The sequence below is a fragment of the Halanaerobium sehlinense genome, assembly GCF_055379485.1.
This window is the reverse complement of sequence record NZ_AP042442.1, coordinates 2274967-2292315: the sequence shown is the minus strand read 5'-3', so window position 1 is coordinate 2292315 and position 17349 is coordinate 2274967. Positions and strand designations below refer to the sequence as shown.

The window sequence follows — 17349 nt, the reverse complement described above, 5'->3', positions numbered from 1 at the left end:
GTCTTAAAAAGAGCCAAAAATCAAGATGAATATTAGATTCAGTCATTTAGGAGGGGCGAAAGTTGCTCCTCCTTTAAATTTATTAATTTTATAGAGGTGAAAGTAATGGCAGAAGAATTAATTCGCTTTGAAAATATAAGGAAAGTCTTTCCCGGAGTTATTGCCAATGATGATATTAATTTAGGGATTAATAAAGGTGAAATACATGCAATTGTTGGTGAAAATGGAGCTGGGAAAACAACACTTTTAAAAATACTTTATGGAATGCATAAACCAAGTTCAGGGAATATCTATATTAAAGGCCAGAAAGTTAAAATAGATAATCCCTCTAAAGCGATTGAAATGGGAATCGGAATGGTTCACCAGCACTTTATGCTAATTCCTTCTTTCAGTATTGCTGAAAACATAGTTTTAGGTTATGAACCTCGCAAAAAGAATATATTCACCGACTTTAAAAAGGCCGAAAAAATAACAGAAGATTTGAGAGCAGAATACGGGCTTGAAGTTGATCCCGCACAAAAGGTTGAAGACGTTTCAGTTGGAATCCAGCAGCGAATTGAGATTTTAAAAGTTCTTTATCACGGAGCTGATATTTTAATTTTAGATGAGCCGACAGCTGTTTTAACTCCACAGGAAACCGAGGACCTTTTTGAGGTAATTAAAACCTTAGTTAAGGAAAAAAATAAGACAGTAATTTTTATCACTCATAAATTAAATGAGGTTATGAGTATTTCTGATCGAGTAACAGTAATGAGACGGGGTAAGAAATTAAAAACCATGCAGACCAAAGATGCCACCAAGGAGAAAATAGCTGAGCTTATGGTTGGACGAGAAGTTCTTTTATCCGACCTTGATCGTGATGATAAAAACGGTTCTGTTCAGCTTGAGGTCAAAAATATTGAGGCCAGAGATAGCAGGAATCTACAAGCTGTAAAAAATGTTTCCTTTAGAGTGCGCCAGGGAGAAATTTTAGGAATTGCCGGAGTAGAAGGTAATGGTCAGTCAGAGTTAATAGAAGTGATTGCAGGTCTGCGCAAATTAGAATCAGGTAAGATTTTTATTAACGATCAGGATTTATCAAATGCAGACAGTGCTGAAATAAGAAAAAATGGAGTTGTTCATATTCCTGAAGATAGATTAAAAAATGGAATGAGTAAAGAAGCTAGTATTGCAGAAAACTTATTAATGGGCAAACAGTATCAGCAGCAGTTTTCTCATCACAAAATTCATTTAGACCAGAAGAGCGTAAAAAAAGAAGCAGAGAAATTAATTGAGGACTTTGATGTCAGAACACCTTCGTCTGAGGTAAATGCGGGCAGCCTGTCAGGTGGTAATATGCAGAAAATGGTTATTGCCAGAGAGTTTTCCTTTGAAAGCCCAATACTTCTAATCTCACAGCCAACCAGAGGGGTTGACATTGGTGCAATAGAATTTATACATGAAGAGATAATGAAGAAAAGAAATGAGGGCTGTGCAATTTTACTGGTTTCAGCCGAACTTGATGAGGTTTTACGCCTTTCAGATAGAATTTTAACTATTTATGAGGGTGAGATCACAGGTGAATTTAAAAATGACAGCAGCTTATCAAAACAGGAAATTGGTCTCTACATGACTGAAAAAAGAGGTGAAAGGCATTGATTAAAAAAGATAAATATAAAGTTGAATATTTAATCTCATTATTTATATCTATTGCAGCTGCCCTTCTGCTCGGTGGAATAATTATGTGGTTTTATGGGAAGAATCCTATTTTAGGGTATAAGGCAATGTTTGAGGGAGCTTTTAATTCACAGTATCGTTTTGCAACTACACTTTCTAAAATGGTACCCCTTGTTTTGACAGGACTGGCTACAGCTGTTTCTTTTAGGGCAGGAATTTATAATATTGGTGGAGAAGGCCAGCTTTACCTCGGAGCATTTGCAGCTGCCTATGTTGGGATAACATTTACCTCTCTACCAGGTTATTTAGGAATTTTAATTGCCGTTTTACTGGCAGCAGCAGTTGGAGCGGCTTACGCTTATATTCCTGCACTGCTAAAGGTATATTATGATATTGATGAGGTAATTACTACCATTATGCTAAACAGTGTTGCTATATTTTTTACCGGTTATCTTGTTAACTATCCTTTTGCAACCAGCCAGGGGAAAATGGGTGGTACAGATGTAATAGCTGAGGGATATCAATTAAGCCGTCTGGTTAGACTTTCTAATTTAAATAGCAGTATTTTTATGGTGGCAGTTATTGGAATTATGATTTATTATTTGATGGAAAAAACAACTCTGGGTTATGACTTTAAAATGGTGGGTCAGAACAAGGACTTTGCTGATTATGGTGGAGTAAACTCTAAAAAAAGAATGATTACAGCAATGCTGATATCTGGAGGACTTGCTGGAATTGCGGGGGCTTTTGAAGTTCTTGGAACTCACTTCCGCTTTTTACAGGCCATTTCTCCCGGTTATTATTTTGATGGAATGTTGATAGCACTGATTGTTAAGAATAATCCACTTGGAATTATTTTTATGTCCTTCTTTTTTGCAGTGTTAAAAACCGGTTCAATGTCTATGGAGATGGCAACTGAAATTCCGTCTGAACTTGTTTTAATTATTCAGTCAGTAATTATCTTCTTTATTGCCGGAGAAGCCGGTATGAAAAAAATTATCAAACCATTATTTAAGAGAGGAGAGGAAGCTTAAATGGAAGAAATTTTAGCAAGGATTTTTAACCTATCTGTGATTCAAAATACTATTCGAACCTCAACTCCTCTTATTTTAGCAGCTTTAGGTGGACTTTTAACCATGCAGGCAGATATCTTAAATATCGGAATGGATGGAATGATTTTAATTGGAGCTTTTTTTGGAGTTCTGGGTAGTTATCTTTTTGCCAGCTCTTTTATGGGAGTAGTTTTTGCAGTTCTTTCAGGTATAATAATTGGTATTTTCTTTAGCTTTATGGTGGTTAAGTTAAAGGCAGATGAATTTATAGTTGGGATTGCAATTAATATTTTTGCCGGAGGTTTAACAGTTTTTCTTTTAAGAAGTATTTTTGGTGTTAAAGGTGCTTTTTCTTCTGATCAGATTATTGCTATTCCAAGAATCCAGATGCCATTTTTAGAAAATATAGAATTTCTAAATATTATTTTTAATAACCACTCGGTTACAGTTTATCTAAGCTGGATTTTGGTTGTTTTAGTGACAATATTTCTTTATAAAACACCCTACGGAATGTGGCTTAGAGCTTCAGGAGAATATCCGGAAGCTTTGGATACAGTCGGGGTTAGTTCTCAGCTGATGAAACATTTTAGTTCAGTTATGTGTGGAGTTTTTTGTGGACTGGCAGGGGCCCATCTTTCATTAGGCTACCTAACCCTATTTTCTGAAGGTATGAGTGCTGATCGTGGTTTTATAGCACTTGCAGCAATAATTTTTGGCCGCTCTCATCCTGTTAAAACCTTTGGAGCCGCTCTTTTATTCGGATTTTTTGATGCTGTCGGAATGAGACTGCAGGGAGTGGGAGTGCCATCTCAGTTTAGTAAAGCTATTCCCTATCTATTTACAGTCATTGCTCTCTTTATTATTGCAAGAAGACACCTTAATAAAAAGAAGAATAATTCGATGGAAACAGTCAGCTAAATTACTTATCGGAGCTTTCTTTATTAATTTATTTGATCGCTTTTAGAAAAGCTGGAGGGGAGTTAAAGTGAAGAGAAAAGAATCAAGTTATGATCTATTAGTAATTGGATGCGGGGCAGCTGGCTTTTATGCTGCCCGCCAGGCTGGAAGGTGCGGTTTAAAAACTGCTGTTGTGGAAAAATCAAAACTCGGGGGAACAGCCTTTTACTGGGGTAGTTTAGCTGTCAAGAGGATTTCTGATAGAATTAAAACCTATCAAAAAGCAGTGAAAAATATCAGGGGAATTAGATTTGAAGGCTGGCCAGAAGATTTTCTTCTTCAGGAAAGAGATTTTGAAGACATAGAAAATAAAATTAAAAAAGATCTTATAGAAGCAGGTGTTGACATTTATTTTGCTGATGGGGAATTTATTTCAGCTAAAAAATATCAGTTAAAAGATAAAATAATAAAAGCTGAAAATATTATTATTGCTACCGGAAGTCAGGCAAAAGGAAGCAGTAAATTAAAAATTGATGGCGAATATATAATCTCTCATCAGCAGGCGGTTACACAGAAAAAATTGCCGCAAAAAATGATGATTGTCGGCAGCAATATTGAAGGAGCAGAATTTGCTTCGATCTATAGTTTTTTAGGGGTTAAGGTTATTTTAGTTGAAATGGAGGCTGATTTTTTGCCTGGGATTGATAATGATTTAAGTAATCAGCTTAAAGAAAAATTAAAGTCAAATGGGGTTGAGATCTTAACCTCAACAAAACTTAAATCAGCTCAAGTTATTAAAAACTCAGCTGCTAAAGATCTTAAAATTAATCTGAGTGGAAATTTTAAGCCAGCTGCTTTAACTAAAATTGAAAATTTAATTTCAGATGTTGATCAGATTCTGCTTACAGCGGGAAGAAAGGTTAATTATCCAGCTGGGATAGAGAAGACAGGAATCAAAATAGAGAAAAATGCAATTGCTGTTGATTATAATCTGCAAACAAATATTAAAGGAATTTATGCAGCCGGTGATGTGAACGGCAGATATGGTATTTCCAGTACCGCAATTAATGATGCTCTGCAGATTATTCAGCATATAAAAAATAAAGAGATTAAGTCAGTTAATTCTCAACCAGATCTGGCTTCTAAAAAACTTAAGGCTGCCTCGGAACAGTTAATTCCTTTAAATATTTTTACAATGCCTGAAATTGCGGGTCTTGGAATGAGTGAGACAGACCTTAAAACAAAAAAGATAGAATATCGGGTTGAAAAATATTATTTTAAGGACTGCTGGAGAAGCCTAAATTGTGAAAATGAAGGTTTTGTAAAAGTTATTTTATCAAAAAATGAAAATACTGTTCTTGGGATCTATCTGGTTGGAGATGATTTATCTGAAATTATTTCGAGCTTATCAATTAATAGCAGCAATTTAAGCTGGGAGGATCTTGTCGGGAATATCTATGTACATCCAAGCAGAACTGAAATTCTAGCAGAAGCTGCTTTGAAATTTAATAATTTTTAGTGATAATAAGGAGTTGATTATATGAAAGAAGCACATCTACTTTGTAGTAAAGAAGATATTGCCAGTAATGTACTGCTTCCTGGTGATCATGAGCGAGTTTTGAGAGTTGCTAAATATTTAGATGATGTAAAAGAGGTTGCTTTTAACAGGGAGTTTAGAACAGTAACTGGAAGCTACAAAGGAGTTCCAATTACCGTTACTTCGACTGGGATTGGCGGCTGTTCAATGGGGATAGCACTGGAAGAACTTATCAATTGTGGGGGGGGGAATTTTATTCGAATTGGAAGTTGTGGAGCTTTACAGCCAGATTTACAACTTGGTGATTTAGTAATTGCTTCAGCTGCAGTTAGAGAAGACGGTTTAAGCAAAACTTATGTTGATCAGGTTTACCCAGCAGTCAGTGATTTTGAAATAACCTCTCTGCTGAAAGTTAAATCTGAAGAGTTTGATTTTGCCTATAAGCTCGGTATATGCCGCAGTCATGAATCGTTTTACATTGACCATAATCAGGAAGTGATCGATTACTGGAGCAGTAAAAACGTTCTGGCCTCTGATATGGAGACAGCCTCACTTTTTACTCTTGCTAATTTGCGAGGAGTTAGAGCAGCATCGGTTTTAAATGTTGTGGTAAATGATGCTCAGGATTCTTCGGCTGGAATTAATAGTTATGTCAATCAGGAAGAGGTAGTGATGGAGGGTGAGAGAAGAGAAATTAAGATTGCATTAGAGGCTTTAGCAGAATATAATAGTTAATTTTTAAGGACAGTTTTCACTAAGAAAGCTGTCTTTTTATATGCTGGAGATAAGAAAGAAGAGCATATTCTTGATAAAAAGCATAGAAAAATAAAATATGAGTTTAAATCAGGTTATATAAGCCTGAAAATAGGATTTAAATGGTCTTTAAACGACTTAATTAACTTAAATCAACACTCATAACATTTAATAATTGAGTCATTCTAAACGATACTAATAATAAGAGCTCATATTGTCCAGAAAGGCTTTTAAATCAGTGATTTTCTTTTATCCTCACAAATAATATGCTATAATAAATTATAATTGCGAGCAAAAAAAGGAGTTGAAGCAAATGAATATAAATTCTGCCATGCAGAGTCAAATTGCAAGTGTACAGCAGGCCTTAGGTATGATATCAATGCAGAAATCAATGGGCCAGGACGCAGCTAGTGTTGGTAAACTTTTGGAAGGAATGCAGGAAACTACTGAAGCAGTCCAGCAGGCAGCCGGGATTAATCGCGGTCACCATTTGAATGTGAAAGCTTAATTTTTTTAAATGGTCATATTGATTGTGAATTGAACTTTAAATATGAATTTATTAAAACTTGTGGGGTACCTTAATGAATAAAAATAATAGAACTAATTTTCACTATCAAAAAGCCTTAGAATTATTCAAAAAAAATAATGTAACTGAAGCAGTAAAAGAATTAAAACTCTGCCTGAAGTTTAACCCTAAAGATGTTTTAGCACTTAATTTATTAGCTTTGGGCTACTATCTCAAATGTCGCTTTGATAAAGCTGAAAATTACTGGAGGCAGAGTTTAGCAGTGAAAAGAAAAAATAATCAGGCGCTTGATTATTTGGAACTGATCACCAAAAAAGATTTTTTAGAAATGCGTCAGGAGTATAAAGAAATATTATTTAATGATACTGCTGCCAAAAGTGAAAAGATAGAATTTTTAAAAAACATAATCAATAAGCATGATGAATTAATTGAGCCTTACTTAATTTTAGGCTTATTATACAAAGAAGACCAAAAATATCAGGAAGCACTTGAATATTTATATCAGGCTTATGAATTGGATAGCGGCAACAAAAATATCAAAGATTATATCATGGAATGTGAAAATAGAGAAAATGATTATAAATTTTTTGGTTTGAATAACTTTGATTTCAGCCGCTTCAATTTAGACAAATTTAAGTTTTTTAATTATAAAAAGGAAACTGCTCTGATTTTAACAGCACTTCTAGCAGTCTCTTTAATTTTTTATATAAATAGTGAAGAACAACCTATTCAATTAGACAGCAATGTTCAGCAGGAAGAAGTTCAGAATCAATCAACTACAGCAGAAAATAATAAAAATCAGAATCCAGATCAGGATAGTCAACAGGAAAGCCAAAATGAAGGATCCAATTCTTTGAATAATTTAGATCTCAAACTTGATTTAATGGAGTTTAAAGCTGTTGAGAACCTAATTTCTCTTGATTTGATAAGAACTATCCAAAAAAATGAAGCTACAAAAACTCCGGCAGAGGTTTACGAAGAATATTTTAGTGAAGACCGGGAACAGGAATTGTTTAATCTGGGCCTGCAGGCACTTAGAAACCAGCGTTATCAGGATGCAGCAGCTATTTTTGAGCAGGTATATAAGTTTTCTGATGCTGAATATTTAAAAAGAGAAAGCCTTTATCTTTTAGCTAGGAGCAGCCAGCTTGCCGAGAATTATCGGGCTGCAGAGAATTACTATCAGCTTTATATTAATAATTATCCTGAGACGAACTATTACGAAGAGGCCTTATATAATTTGGGACTGCTTTTAGATGAACAGGGCCAGCTTCAAGAGGCACAGGAGATTCTGCAGCGGTTAAGGGAAGATGCGCCCTACAGCTCTTATAATAACTCAAAAGTCTATGATATTTTAAATAAAGAAAACTAGGAGTTAAACGTTATGCTTGAAAATTTAAATTTAAAAATAGATAGTTATCCTTCCCGGAAGGCAATGGGCTTTTATAATCTTGCTGATAGGGTAGGAGACATAGCTCAAAAAGGAAAAGAAACTGCTTCTGAAGCAGCTGTCTTTTATGCTTCGACAGGTGATAAACTGGCTGATTTTGAAAACTATAAGATCTCAGATTTGGGTTCTGAGATTATGTATACTGAAGAAAGAGAACTAAGAATTGTCTATAAGCCCGGACCAAATATAGATTTTAAGGCCTAAAATAAAAGGGGGCAGATAAATTGGAGTTAATGACAAGAGACTTTGGAAAAATAGAAATTGAGAGAGATCAAATAATAAATTTCGAAAACGGGCTGCCCGGATTTGAAGAATACAGAGAATTTATTTTACTACCCTTTGCTGATGATTCACCCTTTATAATTATGCAGTCGATAGTGAATCCGGAACTGGCATTTATTACAGTTGAGCCCGGAAACTTAATTTCTGATTATGAATTTGAAATAAGTGATAAAAAGGAAAAAGAATTAGAAATAAACTCAATCGAAGAAATTTTAGTGTTGAATATAATTACTTTAAAGGATAAAATAGAGAATATAACTGCCAATCTATCAGCTCCAATAATTATCAACCTCAAAGAAAAATTAGGCAGCCAGATTATTCTAGATAACCAAAAATTCAGTGTTCGCTATCCAATTTTTGCGAAAGTTGAGCAGGCTGATCAAATAGAAGAGGTGTCAGAATAATGCTGGTTTTAACTAGAAAAGAAAACGAAAAGATTTTAATTGGAGACGATATAGAAATAACTGTAGTTGGAGTTGACAACGGCAGTGTTCAGCTGGGGATAACTGCTCCCAGAGAAATAGAAATTTTAAGAAAAGAATTGTTAGAAGATGTGAAAAAGGAAAACAGAGCAGCAGCTTCAAATAAAAACCTTTTAGAAAAGCTGCAGCAGTTAAAATTCAATTCAGAGTCAAAGGATTAAAGGAGGCGATTATTGTGAATAAAAATCGCGCAGAACAGTACAAGAAAACTCAGATTAATACAGCCAATCCCGGGAAATTATTATTGATGCTCTATCAGGGTTCATTAAAATTTGCTAAACTGGCAGTCCAGAATATAGAAGCTAATAATATCGAAGAAAGTCATAAAAATATTGTTAAGGTCCAGAATATTATCCTAGAACTTCAGAGAACTTTAGATACCGAAAGAGGGGGCCAGCTGGCAGTACAATTAGAGAGCTTATATGATTTTATCTACCAGGAACTACTACAGGCAAATTTAAAAAAAGATAGCAAACATTTAGAAAATGTCATTCCTCTTTTAGAGGAACTTTATTCTGCTTATAAAGAGATAATATTAAATCAATCAAAGTCTGAGCCTCAGCAGAGGGTTAATATTGGAGGTTAAAATGGCTTCATTACTCAACTTATATCAAGAACTAAATCAGAAGCTGGCAGAAGAAAAAGAATATATAAAAAAAGCTGCTTATGAAGAACTAAAAGAAGTAATAGCTGCTAAAAATGATCTAATCAAAGAGATTGAGGAAAAAGAAGAGGCAATCAAATCAGCTGAAGCAAAAAAAATTGAAAAATCTGATGTCAATAAGTTAAAAGAAATTTTAAATGAGGCTGTAAAAGTTCAGCAGGAAAACATGGAGATTCTCAATCAAAAAAAGGGAGAAACTAAGGCAAAGCTTTTAGAACTGTATGGTCGGAAAAAGAGTATTAAAGGATATCATAACAGAGGCCATCAGGAAGCTAAATTTTTTGATCAAAAAAGCTAAAAAGTAAATTTAGAGTATTTTTTTATTTAACACATGATTAATAAAGTCAGGGGAGGGATTTTTTTGAAGGACAATGAATATTTAAATATGTTTTTTGCCGAAGCAAAGGAATATATAGAAGTCCTAAATAATGGAATTTTAACATTGGAAAACGATCCAGAAGATAAGGAAACAATTGATGCTATATTTAGAGCTGCTCACTCTTTAAAGGGAATGGCAGCAGCAATGGGTTTTGAAAAGTTGACAGAATTAACTCACAAACTAGAAAACAGCTTAGATAAGATTAGAGAAGGGAAAGTTAGTGTCAAAACTGAATTTATTGATCTTTTATTTCAGGCTTTAGATAATATACAATATTTAGTTAAAGCTGTAGAAGATAATGGTGGGGAAGAGCCCGAAGATTTTGACATTGATGCTTTAGTAGCTGAACTTATTGCCTATACAGAAAATAGTGTAGTAGAAGGTAAAAGCAAAATTCAAAAAAGCTCAGACGGTTTAGAGGATTTTTTAACAGATTCAGAAAAAGAGGAACTCTTAGATAGAAAAAAAGACAAAGAAAGAGTTTATCAGCTTAAAGCTGAAATTGTTGAAGAAGAATTTAAGTCTGTAAGAGCTTTTATGCTTTTAAAGAAGTTAGACGAAATTGGTCAGCTTTTTAAATCTAATCCAAGCAGAGACGAAATCGAAAACTCTGAATTAGATATTGAAGATTTAGATATTATTGCTTTAAGCTGGCTTGACTCAGAGGAGTTTAAAACAGAATTAGAATCCCAGCAAAGTGTTAACTTAATTAACTTAGAGGAACTCCAAAATTCACAGCTGGAAACTAATAAAGAAAGTACAAGCAAAAAAATTGACTCTAAAAAAACAGGTGTAAGCAGTTTTAACAGCAGTTCTACCGTTAGAGTTGATATTTCTAAGCTCGATACTTTAATGAATATGGTTGGAGAGCTATTAATTAATAAAAGCCGCCTGGAATCACTTAATATTAGAAAAACAAAATTTACAGAAATAATGCCTCAGCTTGACCGAGTAACCATGGATTTACACCACATAGTGATGCAGATTAGAATGGTTCCGGTCGGGGTAATGTTCAGCCGCTTTCCCAGAATGATGAGGGATTTGAGCAATAAGATGGATAAAAAAATTGACTTTGTAATGACAGGTCAGGAAACCGAACTTGACCGCTCGATTATTGATGAACTGGCTGATCCTCTAACCCATTTACTTAGAAACGCTATTGACCACGGCATCGAAAAGCCAGCAGAAAGAAAAGCAAATGGTAAAGACGAGGAAGGCCGAATTGAGCTAACTGCTTACCAAAAAGGAAGCGAAATCATTATTGAAGTTAAAGACGATGGTGCAGGTATAGAAGCAGCAGCAATTGCCAAAAAAGCAGTTGCCAAAGGGATTGTTGAAGAAGAAGAAATCCAGCAGATGGAAAAAAGAGATATCCTGGATTTTGTTTTCCATCCCGGCTTCAGTACAGCTCAGGAAATAACAGATGTTTCCGGTAGAGGTGTGGGAATGGATATTGTCCGCAGTACTGTCAAAAAACTTGATGGGCAGGTAAGTATTAATTCAGAACCAGGAGAAGGAAGCACTTTTAAGATAACTCTACCTCTAACTCTTGCTATCTCACAGGCATTAATGGTTAAGATTCTTGGAGATACTTTTGCAATTCCGCTAAATTCTGTTAGTGAAACCCTGACAATTGAGCCTCAAAATATCAAAAAAATTAGAGGTAAAGATGTAATAGTATTAAGAGAAACAACAATCCCAATTGTTTCAGCAGCCTCCATTTTTGGAAATGAAAAACAGGAGACTTTTAGGAACTCCGAAAAAGATCTTTCTGTAGTTATTTTAAAAAGTGGTGAAAGAAAAGTAGGATTAGTTGTAGGCCAGCTTCTAAATCAGCAGGAAATTGTAATAAAATCTCTTGGAAAATACCTGCAGGATACCAGATATATTAGTGGTGCTACTATAATTGGAGATGGGGATGTTGCTTTAATTATTGATGTTAGGGATGTTGTTAGTAAATAAATATAAATATTGGAGGACGTCTTAAATGAAAATGAATATCAAAGAAATAGACTGGCAGAGTATTAAAACAAAACTTATTATAATAATAAGTCTCCTGGTTTTAATATTAATCACCCTTTCTACAATTATTACTTATTTTCAAACAAAAAATATTTTAGAAGAAAGCATCTATGATTCTGCCCTAGATAAAATACAGAGCAGTGCTGCCCAATTAGATATGGTAATTGACCAGGGAGTAAACGCAATAGAAAATGTTGACCATGCGTGGTTTGATACGAGGGTTAATTTACCGACAGCTTTAGCAAGAGATCTTTATTACAAGATGGGTAATAATGCGCGTTTTAAAAATATAGTTGAAAGCAATGAATATCTCAACTCAATGTTTATTTTGGATAGTGAAGGAACGATGAGTATAACCAGTACCGAAGAAGACTTAGACTTTTCCGATAATCCGATTTTTCAGCAGGCTTTAAATAGTGAAGAAATTTTTATCAGTAATCCTTTAACTCAGCCTGGTGGAACTGAAGAGGTTATTATGATAATTGAACCATATTTTGTAGAAGGAAAACTTATAACATTTTTTGGAGGAACCATCACTCTTAATAAATTGAATGAATTTGCTTCAACGTTAAATATTAATGGCAGCGGTAATGGTTTTATTATTAATCAGGATAATTACCTTCTCGCATATGAAGATGAAAAATACATAGGTAACCAGCAGCTCTTAGCTGATGGTGGAGCAGAGATGGAACAGCTTTTTAATAATATGCAGAACGACTTAAGTCAGATAGAATTTTATAATTTGATGGGAATTGACAGTGGGGTAGCTTACGCTCCTTTAAATAATGCTGACTGGTCAATTGGGATTAAAGCCAATAACAAAAATGTTTTGAGCCCGTTAATCAGGCTTCGCTATATTAGTTTAATTATTGGAATAATTGCAGTTTTAATTGGTACAGCAGTTGCTTATTACCTTGCAGGATATATTTCTAAACCAATTATAGAGCTTCGAAACACCGTCAATGTAATTGCTGATGGAGACCTAACTGAAAAAGCTGAAGTTGAAAACAATGATGAAATTGGAGAACTTGCAGCTGACTTTAATAGAATGGTAGATAATATTAAAAAGCTGATTGACAATATCAGCAGTTCTGCAGTTAAAACTGAGAAAACAGGGACTGATTTAAAAGCGACTGCAGCTGAAACTAGTTCTGCAGTTGATAACGTAGCAGCTTCCATCGAAGAATTTTCTGCTTCCATCGAAGAAGTAGCTGCCTCAGCTCAGGAATTTTCCTCGACAAGCTCGAGTATTAATGATAATGTTCAGGGGATAACTGAACACACTGATGAGGTAAATGAACTCGCCAAAAATGGTCTTTTGGAGATGCAGAAGACAGAAGAAGAAATGGAAAAAGTTCTTGATGTTTCAGCGGAATCAATTGATAAAATCAATAATCTAAATACTTCTGCTGGTAAAATAAATGGAATTGTCAATATGATTTCTGCTATAGCTGAACAGACTAATTTGCTTGCTTTAAATGCTGCAATAGAGGCAGCAAGAGCTGGAGATGCAGGCAGAGGTTTTGCTGTTGTTGCTGACGAGATTCGAGATCTAGCCGAAGAAACAAAAGGTTCAACTGATGACATAAAAAGTCTTGTAAATAACCTTCAGCAGGAAATTGGAGATGCTGTTAAAGTAATTAACAATACGAACTCTCAAATTAAGGCTGGAGCAGATTCTGTAGCAAGTACTGGAAAGTCATTTAACCATATTACAGACAAAATAAAAGATGTGGTAACTCAGGTTAAAGATACTGCTGAAGCTGTTGATGAACTCAACCGTGGCAGTAAAGATATTTCAAGAGTGACTGAAGAGCAGGCTGTAAATAGTGATCAGATTTCAGAATCAGTACAGAAACAATCAGAAGCAGTTGACAATCTCAATCACGCAGTTGGAAGTCTGACCGAAATGACAGTAGAGTTAAAAGAGTTGGTTAATGAATTTAAAATTTCTTAAAGAGGTGAAAAAATGTCCTTAAATAAAGAAAAATCTATTTCAATGGCTGCTCAGGACAGCAAGTCTGATTTAAATCAGTATGTAGTATTTAATATTGATGCAGAACAGTATGGAATAAAGATAGATAAGACAAGAGAAATTATTAAAGAGACTAAGATAACAGAAGTACCAAATACAGCTGATTATGTTGTTGGAGTTATTAATTTAAGAGGTATAATTGTGCCGGTAATCGAACTCAGCCGGAGATTTGGGATTGAAGACCATATTGATAAGCATCTTTTTGCAGACTCTGAGCAGAGGATAATAACTGTAGAAAGCGAAGAACAGCTTCTGGGTATTCAGGTTGATCATATAGAAGGTATCGCCTGGGTTGAAGAAGAAAAAATAGCTCCACCACCAGAACTTGAAAAGGGGATTAGAGAAGATTATTTAAGAGGTGTTTGGGCTCGTGATAACAAGCCTTTATTAATTCTTCTTGATTTAGAAAAAACACTTTTTGCTTAAAAGATCATAAAAAATTTGGAGGTGAATTATATTGCAGTTGAACAATAATACCAAAAAAGAAGAACAGGAAAAATATATCATATTTACTCTTGCTGGCAAGCAATTTGGGGTTAATATCAAACAAACCAGAGAAATTTTATCAAGTAAAGAGCTAACTTTAGTTCCAGAAAGCCCTGAATATATTGCTGGACTTATAGATTTGCGTGGTATGGTGGTTCCTGTTATAGATTTAGAGCTTAGATTAAATATAAAAAAAGAGGAAAGTTCTCAAAGTGATACCAATCGGATAATCATCATTGTAGAATTAGAAAATCTAACAGCAGGAATGATGGTTGAAGAAGTAAAACAGATCAAAGAGCTGAATGGGGAAGAAATTGCAAATTTGCCTTCACTTGCGCAAAAGATTGATCGTAAATACATAGCAGGTGTTGGTAGAACTGAAGGTGAAGAATTGCTGATGATTCTTGATTTGGAAAGTGTCTTAACTAAAGAAGAAATGGACCAAATTCAGAAATTAGAAGATAATGTTGTTAACTCATAAAGGGGCAGGTTATGAATTTAGATAAAGCAAAAAAAGATATCTTAAAAGAAATAGCAAATATAGGTGCTGGTAATGCAGCAACGGCTTTTTCGACAATGGTTGACAAAAAAATCGATATAACAGTTCCGAGAATTGAACTAATGCCGATAACAGATCTTCCAGAAATCACAGGAGATCAGGAGGATTATATTTCCTGTACACTGATCAATTTTGATGGAGAAATTTCTGGGAAAATACTTTTGGTGCTTGAGATGCAGATTGTGGAAAAGATCCTTCACCTTATGTTTGGCGAGGGAGAATTACCATCAGCTGAAATACAGAGTTCTGCTTTAAGAGAACTGGGAAATATTTTAAGTGGAGCTTACTTAAAGGCAATAAATATTTTTAGTGACTTAAATTTGAGCCAGGGCTTACCAGCTGTAGCCTATGATATGGCGGGAGCTGTGCTTAGTAGTTCAGTCATAGATTACAACCAGAGTGATGATGAGATAATCTTGCTGGAAACTGAATTTATTATTTCGGAAGAAAAATTGGAATTATATTATTTTTTCATACCAGAAGAAGAGTCAATTGATATTCTTTTCCAGCATTTGATGGGTGATAGCCTTGATTAGTACTGAGCAAAAAGTTGAAAAAAAAACAATAGTCAAAATGGCTGACTGGGCAGTAGATCAGGAAGATGCCCAGCTTGTTATTTTAGGTCTTGGTTCCTGCATAGGAGTAGCTCTTTATGATGACTACACTAAAATAGGTGGGCTTGCTCATGTTATGCTGCCAAAAAGTAAGGGGAGCAACAAAACGGAAGCCAAATATGCTGATACTGCTGTTCCATTTTTATTAGAAAAAATGATTAAAAAAGGGGCTAAAAGAAGAAGGTTAAAAGCAAAAATTGTTGGGGGAGCAGGGATGTTTAAGACAGAAGGGGGCCAGTCTGTGATGCAGATAGGCCAGAAAAATATTAAAGCGGTAAAAGAAGTGCTTAAAAATGAAAATATAAGAATTATTGGTTCAGACCTGGCAAAGGATTATGGACGTTCAATGTATTTTCATCTCAATGATGGCAAAGTTAGAGTAACCGCCTTTAATAAAGAAAATATCATAATTTAACACTTAATTAATAATTTTTTCTTGTAAATAAAAAATATATCTGTTATTATTAACAATAGCAGTATAAAGAACTAGTAGGAGGTAAACCTTATATGAATTCAGTTTTAATAGTAGATGATGCTGCTTTTATGCGTTTAAATCTAAAAAATATTCTTAAGGACGATTTTGAAATTGCTGGTGAAGCAGAAAATGGCAAAGAAGCTGTCGAGCTTTATCAGGAATTAAAGCCTGATATTGTAACTATGGATATTACAATGCCGGTTATGGATGGTTTAGAGGCAATAAAAGCAATTCAGGATATTGATCCATCAGCAAAGATAGTTGTTTGCAGTGCAATGGGCCAGCAGAAAATTGTTATTCAGGCAATTGAAATGGGAGCCAAAGATTTTATTGTAAAACCATTTAAAAAAGATAGAGTAATGGAATCTTTAGAAAAATTACTTTAATTAAAATCTTTCAAATAAATATTGGCAAAACTGTCGAAAGGCAGTGACGCAAAGTTCTGGGTCTAAAAACAATAATTATTGTTATGACTGCCAGGCTGCATAATAATTAGAATGAAAAATTACTTTATCATAGTTATAGTTATCTTATTACTATGACTTTAAAGTTTGTTTTAATTAAATTATCTGTGGCCTTTAGAAAAAACTAAAGGCCGATTTTATGTATATTTTGATTTAGGGGGTGGGGAAAATTAATAACTATTTATCAATCATTACAGGTGCTCTCGATGGATCCGTTAAACGTGGAGAATTGATTTCTAATAATATTGCTAATATCGGCACACCTAATTATAAACGGCAGGATATAAACTTTAAGTCGATGTTGGCTGAAAAAATAGACAGTGAAAATTCAAAAAAACTTTCAATTGAAACTACTAATGAAAAACATATTCCTTTTCGAAGAGATTACACTTCCCAGATCACGACTTCCAAAAATAACCGCAGTTTCCGAAATGATCAAAACAATGTAGATATTGACCACGAAATGGCAGAAATGGCTAAAAACAGTATATATTATAATGTAATGACCCGGCGTGCGGCAGGTCATTTTTCGACTTTAAATCAGGTAATAAATCAGGGAGGTAAATAAAAGTGTTTAAAGGAATTGATATTAGTGCTTCTGGATTAACAGCTCAGAGATTGAGAATGGATCTTATTTCCAGTAATATCGCTAATGCAGAAACCACTCGTGATGGAGATGGCAATACTTATAGAAGAAAAGTTGCAGTATTTAGAGAAAAAATCAATAGTGAATTCAGCAGACTAAATTCTGCTGAGGGCAGCAACAGCGGTTCTCAAGCAGGTGTTGAAATAAGTTCGATCGAGGAAGATCCTTCCCCTTTTAGGGTAGAGTATAGACCTGATCATCCTGATGCTGATGAAAATGGATATTTAGAGCTGCCGAATGTCAGTGTGATGACTGAAATGGTAAATATGATTGATGCCAGTCGGAGTTATGAAGCTAATGTTCAGGCGATTTCAAATTATAAAAGCATGGCAAATAGTGCCTTAAATATTAGCACTTAAGGTTAAGAAGA

Annotated in this window: 21 protein-coding genes and 1 riboswitch; all 21 genes read left to right on the top strand. The window is 34.5% G+C overall.

Annotated features, from left to right (window positions below; genetic code table 11):
* Nucleotides 1-105 precede the first annotated feature (105 nt).
* On the top strand, nucleotides 106-1638 hold the full coding sequence (locus ACZ446_RS11185; protein ID WP_464392634.1) for an ABC transporter ATP-binding protein: 1533 nt from the start codon (nucleotides 106-108) through the stop codon (nucleotides 1636-1638).
* Nucleotides 1635-2690, top strand: a complete 1056-nt coding sequence (locus ACZ446_RS11180) for an ABC transporter permease (protein WP_464392633.1) — start codon at nucleotides 1635-1637, stop codon at nucleotides 2688-2690. The genes ACZ446_RS11185 and ACZ446_RS11180 overlap by 4 nt, the downstream gene beginning before the upstream one ends.
* The gene (locus ACZ446_RS11175) at nucleotides 2691-3626 is read left to right on the top strand and encodes an ABC transporter permease (protein ID WP_464392632.1); all 936 of its coding nucleotides are present in this window, start codon (nucleotides 2691-2693) and stop codon (nucleotides 3624-3626) included.
* Between the two features lie 67 nt (nucleotides 3627-3693).
* Complete coding sequence (locus ACZ446_RS11170; RefSeq protein ID WP_464392631.1) at nucleotides 3694-5124, top strand: FAD-dependent oxidoreductase; 1431 nt, start codon at nucleotides 3694-3696, stop codon at nucleotides 5122-5124.
* 21 nt (nucleotides 5125-5145) lie between these two features.
* The gene (locus tag ACZ446_RS11165) at nucleotides 5146-5877 is read left to right on the top strand and encodes a nucleoside phosphorylase (RefSeq protein ID WP_464392630.1); all 732 of its coding nucleotides are present in this window, start codon (nucleotides 5146-5148) and stop codon (nucleotides 5875-5877) included.
* 331 nt (nucleotides 5878-6208) lie between these two features.
* Nucleotides 6209-6403, top strand: coding sequence for a hypothetical protein (locus ACZ446_RS11160; RefSeq protein ID WP_464392629.1), 195 nt, complete (start codon nucleotides 6209-6211; stop codon nucleotides 6401-6403).
* Nucleotides 6404-6476: 73 nt separating this feature from the next.
* Complete coding sequence (locus ACZ446_RS11155; protein ID WP_464392628.1) at nucleotides 6477-7793, top strand: tetratricopeptide repeat protein; 1317 nt, start codon at nucleotides 6477-6479, stop codon at nucleotides 7791-7793.
* Between the two features lie 12 nt (nucleotides 7794-7805).
* Nucleotides 7806-8075 carry a DUF6470 family protein gene (locus ACZ446_RS11150; protein WP_464392627.1) on the top strand — a complete coding sequence of 90 codons (270 nt, stop codon included), beginning with the start codon at nucleotides 7806-7808 and terminating at the stop codon, nucleotides 8073-8075.
* A gap of 29 nt (nucleotides 8076-8104) precedes the next feature.
* A complete protein-coding gene (gene fliW, locus ACZ446_RS11145) occupies nucleotides 8105-8557 on the top strand; it encodes a flagellar assembly protein FliW (RefSeq protein ID WP_464394399.1) in 453 nt (150 codons plus the stop codon).
* Nucleotides 8557-8796 carry a carbon storage regulator CsrA gene (csrA, locus tag ACZ446_RS11140; RefSeq protein ID WP_464392626.1) on the top strand — a complete coding sequence of 80 codons (240 nt, stop codon included), beginning with the start codon at nucleotides 8557-8559 and terminating at the stop codon, nucleotides 8794-8796. Before fliW ends, csrA begins: the two co-directional genes overlap by 1 nt.
* A 14-nt stretch (nucleotides 8797-8810) precedes the next feature.
* Nucleotides 8811-9221 carry a flagellar export chaperone FliS gene (fliS, locus tag ACZ446_RS11135; RefSeq protein WP_464392625.1) on the top strand — a complete coding sequence of 137 codons (411 nt, stop codon included), beginning with the start codon at nucleotides 8811-8813 and terminating at the stop codon, nucleotides 9219-9221.
* Between the two features lies 1 nt (nucleotide 9222).
* Complete coding sequence (locus ACZ446_RS11130; protein ID WP_464392624.1) at nucleotides 9223-9597, top strand: hypothetical protein; 375 nt, start codon at nucleotides 9223-9225, stop codon at nucleotides 9595-9597.
* A gap of 63 nt (nucleotides 9598-9660) precedes the next feature.
* Nucleotides 9661-11640: a chemotaxis protein CheW gene (locus ACZ446_RS11125; protein ID WP_464392623.1), complete on the top strand. Its 1980-nt coding sequence runs from the start codon at nucleotides 9661-9663 to the stop codon at nucleotides 11638-11640.
* Nucleotides 11641-11665: 25 nt separating this feature from the next.
* Nucleotides 11666-13657: a methyl-accepting chemotaxis protein gene (locus ACZ446_RS11120; RefSeq protein WP_464392622.1), complete on the top strand. Its 1992-nt coding sequence runs from the start codon at nucleotides 11666-11668 to the stop codon at nucleotides 13655-13657.
* Nucleotides 13658-13669: 12 nt separating this feature from the next.
* Nucleotides 13670-14161 carry a chemotaxis protein CheW gene (locus tag ACZ446_RS11115; protein WP_464392621.1) on the top strand — a complete coding sequence of 164 codons (492 nt, stop codon included), beginning with the start codon at nucleotides 13670-13672 and terminating at the stop codon, nucleotides 14159-14161.
* 31 nt (nucleotides 14162-14192) lie between these two features.
* The gene (locus ACZ446_RS11110) at nucleotides 14193-14702 is read left to right on the top strand and encodes a chemotaxis protein CheW (RefSeq protein ID WP_464392620.1); all 510 of its coding nucleotides are present in this window, start codon (nucleotides 14193-14195) and stop codon (nucleotides 14700-14702) included.
* An 11-nt stretch (nucleotides 14703-14713) separates the two neighbouring features.
* The gene (locus ACZ446_RS11105) at nucleotides 14714-15316 is read left to right on the top strand and encodes a chemotaxis protein CheC (protein WP_464392619.1); all 603 of its coding nucleotides are present in this window, start codon (nucleotides 14714-14716) and stop codon (nucleotides 15314-15316) included.
* Nucleotides 15309-15809, top strand: coding sequence for a chemotaxis protein CheD (locus ACZ446_RS11100; protein ID WP_464392618.1), 501 nt, complete (start codon nucleotides 15309-15311; stop codon nucleotides 15807-15809). The genes ACZ446_RS11105 and ACZ446_RS11100 overlap by 8 nt, the downstream gene beginning before the upstream one ends.
* Nucleotides 15810-15901: 92 nt before the next feature.
* Entirely contained in the window at nucleotides 15902-16255 is a 354-nt protein-coding gene (locus ACZ446_RS11095) for a response regulator (protein WP_464392617.1), read from the top strand.
* 13 nt (nucleotides 16256-16268) lie between these two features.
* Nucleotides 16269-16358, top strand: a riboswitch (cyclic di-GMP riboswitch).
* Between the two features lie 135 nt (nucleotides 16359-16493).
* Nucleotides 16494-16901 (top strand): flagellar basal body rod protein FlgB, encoded by a 408-nt coding sequence (flgB, locus tag ACZ446_RS11090; RefSeq protein ID WP_464392616.1) that lies wholly within the window; start codon nucleotides 16494-16496, stop codon nucleotides 16899-16901.
* Nucleotides 16898-17338, top strand: a complete 441-nt coding sequence (gene flgC / locus ACZ446_RS11085; protein WP_464394398.1) for a flagellar basal body rod protein FlgC — start codon at nucleotides 16898-16900, stop codon at nucleotides 17336-17338. Before flgB ends, flgC begins: the two co-directional genes overlap by 4 nt.
* Nucleotides 17339-17349: the final 11 nt, after the last annotated feature.

Bases quoted from the DNA above. Each gene is read 5' to 3' on its own strand.
- ACZ446_RS11185 (WP_464392634.1), top strand. From the start codon at position 106: ATGGCAGAAGAATTAATTCGCTTTGAAAATATAAGGAAAGTCTTTCCC.
- ACZ446_RS11175 (WP_464392632.1), top strand. From the start codon at position 2,691: ATGGAAGAAATTTTAGCAAGGATTTTTAACCTATCTGTGATTCAAAAT.
- ACZ446_RS11165 (WP_464392630.1), top strand. From the start codon at position 5,146: ATGAAAGAAGCACATCTACTTTGTAGTAAAGAAGATATTGCCAGTAAT.
- ACZ446_RS11160 (WP_464392629.1), top strand. From the start codon at position 6,209: ATGAATATAAATTCTGCCATGCAGAGTCAAATTGCAAGTGTACAGCAG.
- ACZ446_RS11155 (WP_464392628.1), top strand. From the start codon at position 6,477: ATGAATAAAAATAATAGAACTAATTTTCACTATCAAAAAGCCTTAGAA.
- ACZ446_RS11150 (WP_464392627.1), top strand. From the start codon at position 7,806: ATGCTTGAAAATTTAAATTTAAAAATAGATAGTTATCCTTCCCGGAAG.
- fliW (WP_464394399.1), top strand. From the start codon at position 8,105: ATGACAAGAGACTTTGGAAAAATAGAAATTGAGAGAGATCAAATAATA.
- csrA (WP_464392626.1), top strand. From the start codon at position 8,557: ATGCTGGTTTTAACTAGAAAAGAAAACGAAAAGATTTTAATTGGAGAC.
- ACZ446_RS11130 (WP_464392624.1), top strand. From the start codon at position 9,223: ATGGCTTCATTACTCAACTTATATCAAGAACTAAATCAGAAGCTGGCA.
- ACZ446_RS11120 (WP_464392622.1), top strand. From the start codon at position 11,666: ATGAAAATGAATATCAAAGAAATAGACTGGCAGAGTATTAAAACAAAA.
- ACZ446_RS11115 (WP_464392621.1), top strand. From the start codon at position 13,670: ATGTCCTTAAATAAAGAAAAATCTATTTCAATGGCTGCTCAGGACAGC.
- ACZ446_RS11105 (WP_464392619.1), top strand. From the start codon at position 14,714: ATGAATTTAGATAAAGCAAAAAAAGATATCTTAAAAGAAATAGCAAAT.
- ACZ446_RS11095 (WP_464392617.1), top strand. From the start codon at position 15,902: ATGAATTCAGTTTTAATAGTAGATGATGCTGCTTTTATGCGTTTAAAT.